At 43.8% G+C, this 15,431-nt stretch carries 7 protein-coding genes; all 7 read right to left on the bottom strand.

What is annotated here, in order from left to right; all coding sequences use genetic code 11:
- Positions 1–427 precede the first annotated feature (427 nt).
- A complete protein-coding gene (locus ACVPON_RS00035; protein ID WP_462874783.1) occupies positions 428–2,890 on the bottom strand; it encodes a G5 domain-containing protein in 2,463 nt (820 codons plus the stop codon).
- A 65-nt stretch (positions 2,891–2,955) separates the two neighbouring features.
- Positions 2,956–10,425, bottom strand: a complete 7,470-nt coding sequence (locus ACVPON_RS00030) for a Rib/alpha-like domain-containing protein (protein ID WP_462874781.1) — start codon at positions 10,423–10,425, stop codon at positions 2,956–2,958.
- Positions 10,426–11,154: 729 nt separating this feature from the next.
- Positions 11,155–11,784: a TIGR01906 family membrane protein gene (locus ACVPON_RS00025; protein WP_462874779.1), complete on the bottom strand. Its 630-nt coding sequence runs from the start codon at positions 11,782–11,784 to the stop codon at positions 11,155–11,157.
- On the bottom strand, positions 11,774–12,547 hold the full coding sequence (locus tag ACVPON_RS00020; RefSeq protein ID WP_462874777.1) for a TIGR01457 family HAD-type hydrolase: 774 nt from the start codon (positions 12,545–12,547) through the stop codon (positions 11,774–11,776). Before ACVPON_RS00020 ends, ACVPON_RS00025 begins: the two co-directional genes overlap by 11 nt.
- 9 nt (positions 12,548–12,556) lie before the next feature.
- Positions 12,557–13,180 (bottom strand): NUDIX hydrolase N-terminal domain-containing protein, encoded by a 624-nt coding sequence (locus ACVPON_RS00015; RefSeq protein ID WP_462874776.1) that lies wholly within the window; start codon positions 13,178–13,180, stop codon positions 12,557–12,559.
- Positions 13,164–13,907 (bottom strand): acyl-ACP thioesterase domain-containing protein, encoded by a 744-nt coding sequence (locus ACVPON_RS00010; protein ID WP_462874774.1) that lies wholly within the window; start codon positions 13,905–13,907, stop codon positions 13,164–13,166. Before ACVPON_RS00010 ends, ACVPON_RS00015 begins: the two co-directional genes overlap by 17 nt.
- Complete coding sequence (gene hemW, locus ACVPON_RS00005) at positions 13,907–15,046, bottom strand: radical SAM family heme chaperone HemW (RefSeq protein ID WP_462874772.1); 1,140 nt, start codon at positions 15,044–15,046, stop codon at positions 13,907–13,909. The genes ACVPON_RS00010 and hemW overlap by 1 nt, the downstream gene beginning before the upstream one ends.
- Between the last annotated feature and the right edge of the window lie 385 nt (positions 15,047–15,431).

Here is a 15,431-nt window from a genome sequence, read left to right as displayed (position 1 = left end):
ACTGACTTTGGACTTCTTTTAGACATAGGAAAACTCCCCTTTAGCTTCTAGTGAATTTTTGTTTTTTCACTGTCCACTATAAGGGGAGTATATCATATTTCTAGTGGATGTTTTGTTTTTTCTCTGTCCATGTCCACTATAAGGGGAGGCTAGCAAAATAAGGCTAAGGACTATTTTTTGATATTTTAGTAGTTCCTTATTACTTGATACCTCCTTTCCATATCATTTAAAAGTTACTGTATCTTCTTGTGCCTATCGGGATGGCGCCAATAGCGTCTGGAACATTGTGCACCACAAAATTGTGTCCGCCTATCAAAAGCACCCTCTATTGTAGTAACCCTTTGATGACATCGTTTACAAATAAACGTTCTGCTTTTGTAATAATTGATAAATGATTCCTCTTTCATTTTCATACCTCCCAAAAGCATTATGCAGTCTGTTTTCTAGACTTTCCGATAAACAATAAAAGTGCTAAAGCAAGGGTGATCACCCCTGAAATAATTTCTGGTTTTCCCCCTCCTTTTCCCCCTGTCCTGGGTAATTGAGCGTTTGTTGCCCCTTGTTTCTGATTCAGTGCGTCCATTTGAGTTAAAGTTGAATGATTGGAGGGAGAGGAGGTAAGCTTCCTTTCTCCTAGCTGAATCTCTTTAACCGTTATCTGAGGCTCTTCTGATTCTATCTTTGTGTCTACTTTTACTTCCGGAACAACTTCCCTTATACCTATCTCCGTCACTTCGTCGACCGCTGGAATAGTCACTTCACGTTTTAGTTCTATACGGCCTGTCTCTTTGCCATCTATATAGGTCACTTCATATGTAATATTTTCAAGACCTGCCTTCCCAGCTACTGTGACCTGTTCTTCTCCTTTTAGTAAATGAGGATTTTCTTCCCGAACTCTTTTATAAGGAATGGAAGTAGTAAGGGTTTCTATCCTTGTGTCTACTTTTTCTCCTTCTTGATCTTGAACAGGTCTCACCCTTACAATGACTGGTATCGTCAATATGCGACTATCCCCATTCTTAAAAATCACTCTTAGCCTTGCTTCAAAACGACCCACTACCTCACTGCTAACTGCTTCGATTACTTCAACTGTACTTCCTTCTGGCAAATTTTGAATCTTATCTTCTAGAGTAATTTGCTCTCCTTTATATACCTCTACAGCTACAATATTCTCTGTTGGAATACTTGTAATATCCTCAACCAAAATATCTGTTTTTCCTGTGTCCGTTAAACTGTCAGAATTTTCTTTTTTCTCTTTCACCAGCTGCTCTAATGGAATGATATCCTCTGACTGATCTTCATATACAATAACCAATCCTTCTTCCGAATCAATCCTATAACGAACACTATCAGGTAAGTATCCTTTATTTGCTTGATTCATATTCTCAAACAATACTTGTTCTTCTTCCAGTGAAAGACTTGATAGAGCTATCACTTCCACTTTATTCTTAGGTATTATTGGGACATACTGTTCTGCTTCTATCAGAGATTGTTTCTTATCAACGACAATAGGCACATCTAACTCTTTCTCACTCTGATCTGAGAAAATAATACGAACTTTTCCAGTGTAGTTTCCAAATTTTTTCAAATTGATAGCCGTATAATCAGTGATGTCTTCGATTAGTGCATCACTTGGTAACCCACTAAGATTATCCACCAGATCAACTGCATCTCCCTCCACAATTTTTTCAGGAATTACGGTAATATCCGTATAGACTTGGCTATCTGTCACTTTTTCACTAAAATGTAAATCGTTGAGTATAGCTTCCCTATAGCCCACTCCATCTACTGTCATTCGCCTTCCAATTGAAAATTCTGGTAATCCATTTATAAAGTTTTCAAAGTAGGTTCTAGATCCATGCCCATTTGAAGAACTTCCAACACTGGTGGCTCCTTCAAATGTCCCTACCATACTGATCGTTTTATCGTTATCGACTATATAATGCACACCCCTTCCCTGTCTCATTAGTTCATTTCCTTCATCAGCTAATCTATTCAACCAACGGTTAAACAGATTTCCCTTAATTTTAGGTGCATTAAACGTATAGGCTTTTTTATACCAGGTATATCCTTTATTATTCGCTTCAATCAATCCACGCTGAGCCAAATAACCTCCTAAAGAATGACCTGTAACATAAAGATTGTTGATGCTAGGATTGGTATCATATTGTTTTAAAAGAGTTTCTAAAATAGCAGCTTGTCCTGGATTGGCTCCTACAAATATCTTTAAATCATCATCTACATCTCTTACTCCCTTGGTTCCGCGTATTCCTAATACCTGTACTGTTCCATCTTCTAAATATGGATAATTGCTTTTGGTTTCAAATAAAACAGCATCAAAGCCTTCGTCCATATGATACGTTTCTTTTACTTTCCAAAAATGCGCGAGCTCTCTATGCATCATAGAGTATTCTAATCGATTATCATACAATTCTGTCAATTCGCTACTATCATCTAATACTTTATAGATATAATCATCATTGCGATATACTAATTCCATAAACATAACCATATCTCTTAAGGCTACATTCCACACAAGTACCTGATCGTCGTCCTGATCTGCTACCCCATCTCCATCTGTATCGTAAAGTAATGGGTGGCTATGGTAGCCATAATATTGCCTACCATCTTGCAGGTAAGTATAGATCTCTGCAGCATTTACTAGCCCATCCCCATCGTCATCTTCATCTGGAGATAATATTTTTCCTCTGTAGAGAAGAGAATCTACTCTTCCATCTTCTAAACGTATCTTCCCTTCTGAAATGAGCACTGCCGTATCTAATGTTAATGGTATTTTGTTTTTTTCTTGTGCAAGTACAGGCTGTCCCAGAATACAGGTAAATGCTAACACTCCACATACTGAAATAAACATATAATCTCGCTTTTTCATCTCTTTCCTCACTAAAACAATAAGGGAGGCATGTAGTATCACTCCCTCATTGTTGTCTTATAAAATTAACGTTTATTGCGTTTTCGGATGCCCACACCTACTTTTTTCACTAAAGTAAGAAAAGCACCTACACTAACCAATAACATCCCTATCCAACCTAATGGGCTCATTAAGTCACCCGTTTGTGGTAACCTCCGTACTTGGCTGCTACCTCGTAGGTTATGTTTCTTCGCATCAATAAGCGGAGATATAACCTTGACTTTATCATCAAGTGATTGGGTTGGGTCTGGAGTATCACCAACGTTCACTGCTGGAGGATTCGCACTGGCTTGTGGGTCGTTCGTATCCGCATCCGTACGTGAATCAACAACCGTAATTGTTACAGGAATCTCATCGGTCGTACCGTCTGGATAGGTCACAACAACGGTGGCTGGCTTATCCCCTGGAGTGCTGGTATCTACTGGATTCTTGAAACCTACTTGACTACCCGCTGGGACATGTTCTACAAACGTGCTGGCTTCTGGGGTATCCCCAACGTTCACTGCTGGAGGATTCGCACTAGCTCGTGGGTCGTTCGTATCCGCATCAGAGCGTGGATCAACAACTGTAACCGTCACAGAAACCTCATCGGTCGTACCGTCTGGATAGGTCACAACAACGGTGGCTGGCTTATCCCCTGGAGTGCTGGTATCTACTGGATTCTTGAAACCTACTTGGCTACCCGCTGGGACATGTTCTACAAACGTGCTGGCTTCTGGAGTATCACCAACGTTCACTGCTGGAGGATTCGCACTGGCTTGTGGGTCGTTCGTATCCGCATCAGAGCGTGGATCGACAACTGTAACCGTCACTGGAACCTCATCTGTTGTACCGTCTGGATAGGTCACAACAACGGTGGCAGGCTTATCCCCTGGAGTGCTGGTATCTACTGGATTCTTGAAACCTACTTGGCTACCAGCTGGGACATGTTCTACAAACGTGCTGGCTTCTGGGGTATCACCAACGTTCACTGCTGGAGGATTCGCACTAGCTTGTGGGTCATGTTTATCCGCATCCGTGCGTGGATCGACAACCGTAATTGTTACGGGAATTTCATCGGTCGTACCGTCTGGGTAGGTCACAACAACGGTGGCTGGCTTATCCCCTGGAGTACTGGTATCTACTGGATCCTTGAAGCTTACTTGGCTACCAGCTGGGACATGTTCTACAAACGTGCTGGCTTCTGGGGTATCCCCAACGTTCACTGCTGGAGGATTCGCACTAGCTTGTGGGTCGTTCGTATCCGCATCAGAGCGTGGATCAACAACTGTAACTGTCACAGAAACCTCATCGGTCGTAGCGTCTGGATAGGTCACAACAACGGTGGCTGGCTTATCCCCTGGGGTGCTGGTATCTACTGGAGCCTTGAAACTTACTTGACTACCAGCTGGTACGTTATCCAGTGAGTTCGCTGGAGTTGGTGTGTCTCCAAGATTCACTGTTTGAGTTCGACCTTGGGGATTGTTCTTATCCGCATCAGTCCGTGGATCGACAACCGTAATCGTTACAGGAACCTCATCGGTCGTGCCGTCTGGGTAGGTCACAACAACGGTGGCAGGCTTATCCCCTGGAGTGCTGGTATCTACTGGATCCTTGAAGCTTACTTGGCTACCAGTTGGTACATGTTCTACAAACGTGCTGGCTTCTGGGGTATCACCAATGTTCACTGCTGGAGGATTCGCACTGGCTTGTGGGTCGTTCGTATCCGCATCTGTACGTGAATCAACAACCGTAATCGTTACGGGAACCTCATCGGTCGTACCGTCTGGATAGGTCACGACTACAATGGCTGACTTATCACCTGGGGTGCTGGTATCTACTGGTGTCTTGAAACTTACTTGGCTACCAGCTGGTACATTTTCTACAAATGTACTTGCTTCTGGGGTATCACCAATGTTCACTGCTGGAGGGTTCGCACTGGCTTGTGGGTCGTTCGTATCCGCATCTGTACGTGAATCAACAACCGTAATCGTTACGGGAACCTCATCAGTCGTACCGTCTGGATAGGTCACGACTACAATGGCTGACTTATCGCCTGGGGTGCTGGTATCTACTGGTGTCTTGAAACTTACTTGGCTACCAGCTGGGACATGTTCTACAAATGTACTTGCTTCTAGGGTATCACCAATGTTCACTGCTGGAGGGTTCGCACTGGCTTGTGGGTCGTTCGTATCCGCATCAGTCCGTGGATCGACAACTATAACCGTCACAGAAACCTCATCGGTCGTGCCATCTGGATAGGTCACGACTACAATGGCTGGCTTATCCCCTGGAGTGCTGGTATCTACTGGAGCCTTGAAACCTACTTGGCTACCCGCTGGGACATGTTCTACAAATGTGCTTGCTTCTGGGGTATCACCAACGTTCACTGCTGGAGGATTCGCACTGGCTTGTGGGTCGTTCGTATCCGCATCTGTACGTGAATCAACAACCGTAATCGTTACGGGAACCTCATCAGTCGTACCGTCTGGATAGGTCACAACAACGGTGGCAGGTTTATCCCCTGGAGTACTGGTATCTACTGGATTCTTGAAACCTACTTGACTACCCGCTGGGACATGTTCTACAAACGTGCTGGCTTCTGGAGTATCACCAACGTTCACTGCTGGAGGATTCGCACTAGCTTGTGGGTCATGTTTATCCGCATCCGTGCGTGGATCGACAACCGTAATTGTTACGGGAACCTCATCGGTCGTACCGTCTGGATAGGTCACGACTACAGTAGCTGACTTATCACCTGGGGTGCTGGTATCTATTGGTGTCTTGAAACCTACTTGGCTACCAGCTGGAACACTATCTAGTGAGTTCGCTGGAGTTGGTATGTCTCCAATATTCACTGTTTGAGTTCGACCTTGGGGATTGTTCGTATCCGCATCCGTGCGTGAATCGACAACTGTAACCGTCACTGAAACCTCATCAGTCGTACCGTCTGGATAGGTCACGACTACAATGACTGACTTATCGCCTGGGGTGCTGGTATCTACTGGATTCTTGAAACCTACTTGACTACCCGCTGGGACATGTTCTACAAATGTGCTTGCTTCTGGGGTATCACCAACGTTCACTGCTGGAGGATTCGCACTGGCTTGTGGGTCATGTTTATCCGCATCAGTGCGTGGATCGACAACCGTAACCGTCACTGAAACCTCATCGGTCGTACCATCTGGATAGGTCACAACAACGGTGGCTGGCTTATCCCCTGGAGTACTGGTATCTACTGGATTCTTGAAACCTACTTGACTACCAGCTGGGACATGTTCTACAAACGTGCTGGCTTCTGGAGTATCACCAACGTTCATTGCTGGAGGATTCGCACTAGCTGGTGGGTCATGTTTATCCGCATCAGTGCGTGGATCGACAACCGTAATCGTTACAGGAACCTCATCGGTCGTAGCGTCTGGATAGGTCACAACAACGGTGGCTGGCTTATCCCCTGGGGTGCTGGTATCTACTGGAGCCTTGAAACTTACTTGACTACCAGCTGGTACGTTATCCAGTGAGTTCGCTGGAGTTGGTGTGTCTCCAAGATTCACTGTTTGAGTTCGACCTTGGGGATTGTTCTTATCCGCATCAGTACGTGGATCGACAACTGTAATCGTTACAGGAACCTCATCAGTCATACCGTCTGGATAGGTCACAACAACGGTGGCTGACTTATCGCCTGGAGTACTGGTATCTACTGGATCCTTGAAGCTTACTTGGCTACCAGCTGGGACATGTTCTACAAACGTGCTGGCTTCTGGGGTATCACCAACGTTCACTGCTGGAGGATTCGCACTAGCTTGTGGGTCGTTCGTATCCGCATCAGAGCGTGGATCAACAACTGTAACCGTCACAGAAATCTCATCGGTCGTAGCGTCTGGATAGGTCACAACAACGGTGGCTGGCTTATCCCCTGGAGTGCTGGTATCTACTGGATTCTTGAAACCTACTTGGCTACCCGCTGGGACATGTTCTACAAACGTGCTGGCTTCTGGAGTATCACCAACGTTCACTGCTGGAGGATTCGCACTGGCTTGTGGGTCGTTCGTATCCGCATCAGTCCGTGGATCGACAACTGTAACCATCACAGAAACCTCATCGGTCGTACCATCTGGATAGGTCACGACTACAATGGCTGACTTATCGCCTGGAGTGCTGGTATCTACTGGCGCCTTGAAACCTACTTGGCTACCCGCTGGGACATGTTCTACAAACGTACTTGCTTCTGGGGTATCACCAATGTTCACTGCTGGAGGATTCGCACTGGCTTGTGGGTCGTTCGTATCCGCATCAGTCCGTGGATCGACAACTATAACCGTCACAGAAACCTCATCGGTCGTGCCATCTGGATAGGTCACGACTACAATGGCTGACTTATCGCCTGGGGTGCTGGTATCTACTGGTGTCTTGAAACCTACTTGACTACCCGCTGGGACATGTTCTACAAACGTGCTGGCTTCTGGGCTATCACCAATGTTCACTGCTGGAGGATTCGCACTAGCTTGTGGATCGTTCGTATCCGCATCAGTCCGTGGATCGACAACTGGAACCGTCACTGGAACCTCATCAGTCGTACCGTCTGGATAGGTCACGACTACAATGGCTGACTTATCGCCTGGGGTGCTGGTATCTACTGGCGCCTTGAAACCTACTTGGCTACCCGCTGGGACATGTTCTACAAACGTACTTGCTTCTGGGGTATCGCCAACGTTCACTGCTGGAGGATTCGCACTAGCTTGTGGGTCATGTTTATCCGCATCAGTGCGTGGATCGACAACCGTAATTGTTACGGGAATTTCATCGGTCGTACCGTCTGGGTAGGTCACAACAACGGTGGCTGACTTATCACCTGGGGTGCTGGTATCTATTGGTGTCTTGAAACCTACTTGACTACCAGCTGGGACATGTTCTACAAATGTGCTGGCTTCTGGGCTATCACCAATGTTCACTGCTGGAGGATTCGCACTGGCTTGTGGGTCGTTCTTATCCGCATCCGTGCGTGGATCGACAACCGTAATTGTTACAGGAATTTCATCGGTCGTACCGTCTGGATAGGTCACGACTACAATGGCTGACTTATCACCTGGAGTGCTGGTATCTACTGGTGTCTTGAAACTTACTTGGCTACCAGCTGGTACATTTTCTACAAATGTACTTGCTTCTGGGCTATCACCAATGTTCACTGCTGGAGGATTCGCACTGGCTTGGGGATCGTTCTTATCTGCATCGGATCGTGGATCGACAACTGTAATCGTTACAGGAACCTCATCAGTCGTACCGTCTGGATAGGTCACGACTACAATGGCTGACTTATCGCCTGGAGTACTGGTATCTACTGGATCCTTGAAGCTTACTTGGCTACCAGCTGGGACATGTTCTACAAACGTGCTGGCTTCTGGGCTATCACCAATGTTCACTGCTGGAGGATTCGCACTGGCTTGTGGGTCGTTCGTATCCGCATCCGTGCGTGGATCGACAACTGTAACCATCACAGAAACCTCATCGGTCGTACCATCTGGATAGGTCACGACTACAATGGCTGACTTATCGCCTGGAGTGCTGGTATCTACTGGAGCCTTGAAACCTACTTGGCTACCCGCTGGGACATGTTCTACAAACGTACTTGCTTCTGGGGTATCACCAATGTTCACTGCTGGAGGATTCGCACTGGCTTGTGGGTCGTTCGTATCCGCATCAGTCCGTGGATCGACAACTGTAACCGTCACTGGAACCTCATCAGTCGTACCGTCTGGGTAGGTCACAACAACGGTGGCAGGCTTATCCCCTGGAGTGCTGGTATCTACTGGAGCCTTGAAGCTTACTTGGCTACCAGCTGGGACATGTTCTACAAACGCGCTGGCTTCTGGGGTATCACCAACGTTCACTGCTGGAGGATTCGCACTAGCTGGTGGGTCATGTTTATCCGCATCAGTCCGTGGATCGACAACTGTAACCGTCACTGGAACCTCATCAGTCGTACCGTCTGGGTAGGTCACAACAACGGTGGCAGGCTTATCCCCTGGAGTGCTGGTATCTACTGGAGCCTTGAAACTTACTTGGCTACCAGCTGGGACATGTTCTACAAACGTGCTGGCTTCTGGGGTATCACCAACGTTCACTGCTGGAGGATTCGCACTGGCTTGTGGGTCGTTCGTATCCGCATCAGTCCGTGGATCGACAACTGTAACCGTCACTGGAACCTCATCAGTCGTACCGTCTGGATAGGTCACGACTACAATGGCTGACTTATCGCCTGGAGTGCTGGTATCTACTGGCGCCTTGAAACTTACTTGACTACCCGCTGGTACGTTATCCAGTGAGTCTGCTGGAGCTGGCACTTCTCCCATATTCACTGTTTGCGTACGTCCTTGTGGATTATTTGCATCTGCATCGGTATGCGAAACATCAATGGTAGCAATTTTACTAAAACTATAGACTCCTATTCCATTTGGGGTCGTAACAGCAGTTCCTATTCCTTCACGCGAAGTCGCACCTACTATGATCCAGACTTTATCAGTAAAATCTACATCCTTCCGGAAGTCTTGACCCCAGCCCATCCATTTACCAAATTGACTAGAAACATTGGGAGTATCTGTTCCTAAAGAATGAACTTCATTTCGTAATATTCTCGTATCAAATTCATAAATTCGAGTTGCATCTTTTATCGTTCCTGCCTGTAACCAATCTTCTAACATGTAGTTAGAATAGTACATATATTTCTCAATGTTATAGTTAGAACTAGCTTCACGATCTGGACCTGTAACCCCTAGACGGTAACCTCCCGCCCATTCTTTTACAGGATAGCCCCTAGAGCCAAAAATATTCAATTCCCTGATTTCTCCATCTGGAAATGCCACCTCCGTCGGAGTACCAGTATAGGTAATTCTTGAGTTACTCCTCATATTATCAAAATTAGTAGGATAATTATTTAAAACACCTGTTGAGCTGGAAACCCTCCAATTCTCAGGTTTTCCCAGACCTCTTGAAGTACTTATTAGGTAGTAAGGTCGGTGGAAATCTCTCATTACTCCCTTATAATCACCACCATTAGTACCTTTGATGACTACTTTCCAATGTATACTCGTCTTATCCGCATTTAAAGTACCCTTTACACGAATCAACTCGTCTGCATAATTAGAGTTTCCTCCAGGTTTTGATGACCAACCAAATTTACTGTCTGTGTCTTCCGTGTATTTCGGATCGGCTATTGCAGATTTCCAACCAACTCCACTAATTTTTGAATAACCACTTTCTGAAATCACCACTGCATCGCTACCATCTTCAAAGGTATCCGGTTTCCATTCAGAGGAGGTGTTAGAATCCTGAGTTGCATTTCGTACAGCAGTAGAATATTCCACTCCTGATTCTGCCTGCACACTAATGATATTTCCCAAAATAAGCGTACAACCAATAATACAAGAAACAAGTCTCGTTCCAATTTTTTTCAAGCCATATTTAAATTGCTTTTCCTGCTCTTTTAAAGTGGGGTTTTGTTTTCTTCTATACTGATTCATTCCTAAACTCCTTTAAAATTATAACAACGATAATCACACTATTCATATCAACTATCATGAATAGCTATTACTATTTTTATTGTAAACTCATTCTAATTTCTCACTCACCTCCTTTTTATTTGTCATTAAAATCACTTCACATTCTTTTATTAAATGGGCAATCACCTCTCTTTCACAAAATACCTACAGTCGATAATCTGAATGTCCACTTCTTAATAATAGATACCATTAAAATCTAGACATTGATTTTATATAGACTGTTAGTTATAAGGTTTGACTATAAGTCAAACCTTTGATATACATAGTATATCAACCGCATTTTTATCTATGTTCATTGCTAGAGCAATGATGTTAATAGTATTGGACAGAGCTATATCTCTTATACTCAATAAAAATCAAAAGTAGACTAAAAAACGAAGCCACAGGTAGAACTAGCGTTCCCCAAGGCAAGTTGACGAAGTATCCTTCTGATTTTTAAAGAGTATTACTAACAGATTCACACTTGTCAAAAGTTAGATTCTCTCAGCATTCCCAACCCCGCTAAACTTATTACAAGTAGGAAGATACAAGGAAGGAGAATCTTCATTTCTTGTTTTACAAGTTTTTCTAACCTTTCAGTCGTAGGTGCATAAAAAAAAGAGAATCGATTTTCTCGATCCTCTTAATAAATCTTTCATATTTTTACAAATCTACAAACTATTAACACCTACATAAAAATGTTCTCAACATTCAATTTGTCCTTCCTTTAAAATGGCAAGCCAAGATCATAGCGAGACACAGCCCCTCATATAGGACAAAGAAGAGCAAGAAGCAATGGAGGAAAAATTCTGCTGGCAAGATATAAATAACTGGATCAGTATTTGGATTAAAGAGCCAACTACTATCACCTGCAAACAGGATTTGGTGAAAAAGGGTAAAAAAGCGATCAAAACCAACTATCCCTCCAAAAATAGCAATCAAGATTGGAAAGACAGCTGCTGTAATAAAGGCAGATTGATATAAGCTACCATAGCCCTTTTTTATGATCCTTCTCCAAAAATAGAGAAATCCGGGCAGACTTACAAGAAAAACAGCCTGAGCAAGATGAAAAAGCCACTTGACTTGCTGAAAATGGTGTAGCCCGCTTGCCGACGAGGGAAAAAGAGGCATGGATAGATGCTTCTCCCAAGGTAAGGTCAGGTAACGAAGAAGAATATTAAAATGATTGCTGATATCTTCAGCCTTTATATGAACCATTTTTTCTAAATCTAGCCACTGAATTTCTAAAGGGTAAAAAATCCAAGCTAGATAGATTGTCAGCACAATGGCGGTTGACAAGAAAAAAAGAATACTGGTGACTAGGGAACATTTAGCTTTCATCAAAACTCCATTCATCTAGGCTAGTCAGTACATGGGTCGGCGATTCTGGAAGCGTCGCTACCTCTTCAGGCTTGGTAAATCCAGTCAAGACAAGAAGAGTTGGAAAACCATTATCAATTCCTGCCCGGATATCCGTCAAATAATTGTCTCCAACCATAAGGGTCTCATCTCGTTTGGTCCCCAAAATAGTAAGAGCATTGTCCATAATAACCGCTTGAGGCTTACCGATAAAAGTTGCTTTCACCCGCGTCGCTGCTTCCAATAAGGCAATCAGTGAACCTGCTCCGGGCAATAGTCCACGCTCAGTTGGAATATTTAAATCAGGATTGGTACCGATAAAAATGGCTCCTCTTTGAATAGCCAAGGTTGCAGTGGTTAATTTTTCATAGGTCAAGTCAGTATCAAGCCCCACTACAACATAGGCAGGATTGTCTAACTCTTCCACATAACCTGCTTCAAAAATCGCAGACTTAAGTCCTTCTTCCCCAATCACGTAGGCAGTCTTTTCTTTTCCTACTTGATTCATATAGTCCACTGTCGCAAGACTAGCAGTATAAATACTAGCAAGTGGTGTCTCAATATTGAAGTGTTCCCGTAACATGATCTGGATAGCTTCGGGTCGACGGGTTGTATTGTTGGTAACAAAGAGATAAGGGAGTTTGCGTTCCTGCAAGGCATGAATAAAGCGTTCTCCTGCTGGAATACGGTCTTTCCCCTTGTAAATAGTCCCATCTAAATCAATTAAATAGCCTTTATAAGTCATCTAGTCTCCTCATTCAAATCGTGTTTCCCAATGTTCAGCCTGATAGGCTTCAAAGCAAAGAGCAAGCTGCTCTACTGTATTTTTTCCTAAAGAAAGGGCGGGCAAGTCGTCCAGAGCAAAATAGGCGCTCGCCACAGTTTCTGAATTGGCTTGAAATTGCCCACCCAGCGACTGGCATAAATAAAATACTTTCGTCACATGGTGTGCTGAACGACTAGGATTGCTCTTCGCCTTATCCAAAATAGCCACTAGTCGTATGACTTCTACATCAAGGCCTGCCTCTTCACGCACTTCCTTGATTGTATTTTCCATGGTTGACTGTCCAACATCACACCAACCACCAGGCAAGGACCATAAGCCATCTTTTTCTTGAACCAAAAGAATCTTATTCTCTTTTATAATAGCTGCTCTTGTGTCTAGTTTTGGAGTTTGATAACCTGCTTCATTGCAAAATAAATCCTCTACCTGCTCCAAAGGCAAGCCTGACGGTTTAACGAGCATCTCTGCGGCTATCTGACGAATTTCTTCAAAACGTTCCATATCGTAAACATCCCTACCGTAAGCAAGACCTGCCTGTGCCAATGCTTGCAGACGAACAGCCCATTTGAGCCAGTTGTTAGCTTCTACTACCATCGTTTCTTCCCCATTTTATCATTCCTTGTGCCTTGAGCTGACCACCAGACCAGATCTCATGCTGACTACACTCTTCTTCCTGCACAACTTTTGTCATTACCACAGTTTCAGGTGCTACCTCTTTGATATACTTGATCTGAAAATAACTCGGTCGGTGGGTAGCTAAAAAATCATAATCTAAACTCTCGTACATCCATTCAAGATACTTGCTATTGTTGACATGACCATTGAGATCAATATCAAAATACCTCACCTCCCGAACATGCTCAGCCGCCTCTTCCATCGTACCGTATTTCGGAGCCCTTGCCACTTTTTTTACTCTTTCTGCTTGATAAGGAGCAATCAGTTCCTCTGGAACAGGACGGATCTTTCTTGTCTCAAAATCAATCAAGACAAAGTGTGCTAAAATCTTGATGAGTAAATTCCCCACTGCATCATAAATATGAAAGGTACGATAACAGAAAAATTTATTGTAAGAGATCGCCTCTGTCTCAATCGTGATTGTTTCCTGATAGTGTGGCAAACAGGTAAGTTCCACCTCATAGTCTGTCACTACCCAAACAAGACCATATTGCTCAAAAATGTCCTTATCCCCACGCCCTAAAAGCTCCGATTGGCGACCAGATAAAGCCAGACAATAGGCTAAAAAGCTGGGAATTTTTAATTCTTGCTTGACATCTACCATGTCAAATGGCACTGTAAATGTTTCTTGATAACGTAATCCCATCAGTCCTCTCCTATTATAAAGCGTTCTGCAACGGTGTCTCCGAGAAAAAGACCTTTTTTGGTCATTCGGATAAAGCCATTTTCCTCCTGAATAAGACCTTCAGCCCTTAATTCTGTTACCACTTGACCATAGCGTTTTTCAAAGGAGGTTTCAAACTTTGCTTCAAAACCAGCAATCGAAACACCTGCTTTCTTCCGCAAGCCTAAAAACATTTCTTCTTCCATTTGCTCTGCCTGCGATAAGTGTTCTTCATGGAGCCGTGCATGTCCTTTTTCACGAATGGATTTTAGATAATGCTGAATAGGACCACGATTGCGATAGCGCATTCCAGACAAATAGCCCGAAGCTCCGGCACCTAGACCAAAATATTCCGCATTATCCCAATACATAAGATTATGCCTACTTTCAAAGCCTGGCTTGGTAAAATTAGAAATCTCATAGTGTTCAAAGCCATTTTTTTCCAACTCCTGTAAAATGTATTCGAACATATCCGACTCCATATCTTCATTGGGCAGGTGAAGATGACCTCTACGCTGTCGATTCATAAAAACGGTATGATTCTCCAAAATCAAGCTATAAAGGCTCATATGAGGAATATCGAGTTCCAAGGCACGCGCCACATTGTCCCTGACCTGCTCCATAGTCTGACCAGGTAGGGCATATATTAAATCAATCGAAATATTCTGGAAGCCTGCTGCCTTTAATGCACTAATTGTTTCATAAATTTGACTTTGATTATGGGAACGGCCAATTTTTTTAAGCATGCGATTATCAAAAGTCTGTACACCGAGCGAAACCCGATTGCACTTGGAACTTTGTAAAACAGCGATTTTATCTTCTGTCAAGTCTCCAGGATTAGCCTCAATGGTAAATTCTTCTACTTGAGATAAATCGAGGACTTGTTCCAAGTTCGTCAGCAAATAATCCAACTGCTTTGCAGATAAAGCTGAGGGGGTCCCTCCTCCAATGTATAGCGTTTTTAAGGGAGGCAAATCATAGAACTGTACCTCCTCCATGAGAGCTACTAAATAGTCATCAACAGGCTGATTTTGAATAAATACCTTTGAAAAATCACAATAATAGCAAATCTGGGTACAAAACGGGATATGAATATAAGCTGAAGTCGGTCTTTTTATCATGAAGCTATTATACCATAAAGAAAAGAGATTCCCCCTCTAAAAAAAAGATAGCACACTATGAAGTAGAAAATACTGTACGACGCTATTCTTTATACCAGTAGCATCGTTAGAGAAGATAAACTCCCTTAGAGTATAAGCCCTTCTCTCCTCTTCATTAGTGCATGATAAAAAGGGCCACTGGACCTAATGCACTTCTTTCCTCTTCATTAGCGCATGATAAAAAGGTCCACTGGAACTAATGCGCTTCTCTCTTCTTCATTAGCGCATGATAAAAAGGTCCACTGGACCTAATGCACTTCTTTCCTCTTCATTAGCGCATGATAAAAAGGTCCACTGGACCTAATGCACTTCTCCTCTCTTAATGAGCGCATGATAAAAAGGTCCA

This window comes from Streptococcus sp. 1F3 (assembly GCF_054968985.1).
This window is presented reverse-complemented; position numbering and strand designations above follow the sequence as displayed.

Bases quoted from the DNA above. Each gene is read 5' to 3' on its own strand.
- ACVPON_RS00015 (WP_462874776.1), bottom strand. From the start codon at position 13,180: ATGGTAGTAGAAGCTAACAACTGGCTCAAATGGGCTGTTCGTCTGCAA.
- ACVPON_RS00020 (WP_462874777.1), bottom strand. From the start codon at position 12,547: ATGACTTATAAAGGCTATTTAATTGATTTAGATGGGACTATTTACAAG.
- ACVPON_RS00010 (WP_462874774.1), bottom strand. From the start codon at position 13,907: ATGGGATTACGTTATCAAGAAACATTTACAGTGCCATTTGACATGGTA.
- ACVPON_RS00030 (WP_462874781.1), bottom strand. From the start codon at position 10,425: ATGAATCAGTATAGAAGAAAACAAAACCCCACTTTAAAAGAGCAGGAA.
- hemW (WP_462874772.1), bottom strand. From the start codon at position 15,046: ATGATAAAAAGACCGACTTCAGCTTATATTCATATCCCGTTTTGTACC.
- ACVPON_RS00025 (WP_462874779.1), bottom strand. From the start codon at position 11,784: ATGAAAGCTAAATGTTCCCTAGTCACCAGTATTCTTTTTTTCTTGTCA.
- ACVPON_RS00035 (WP_462874783.1), bottom strand. From the start codon at position 2,890: ATGAAAAAGCGAGATTATATGTTTATTTCAGTATGTGGAGTGTTAGCA.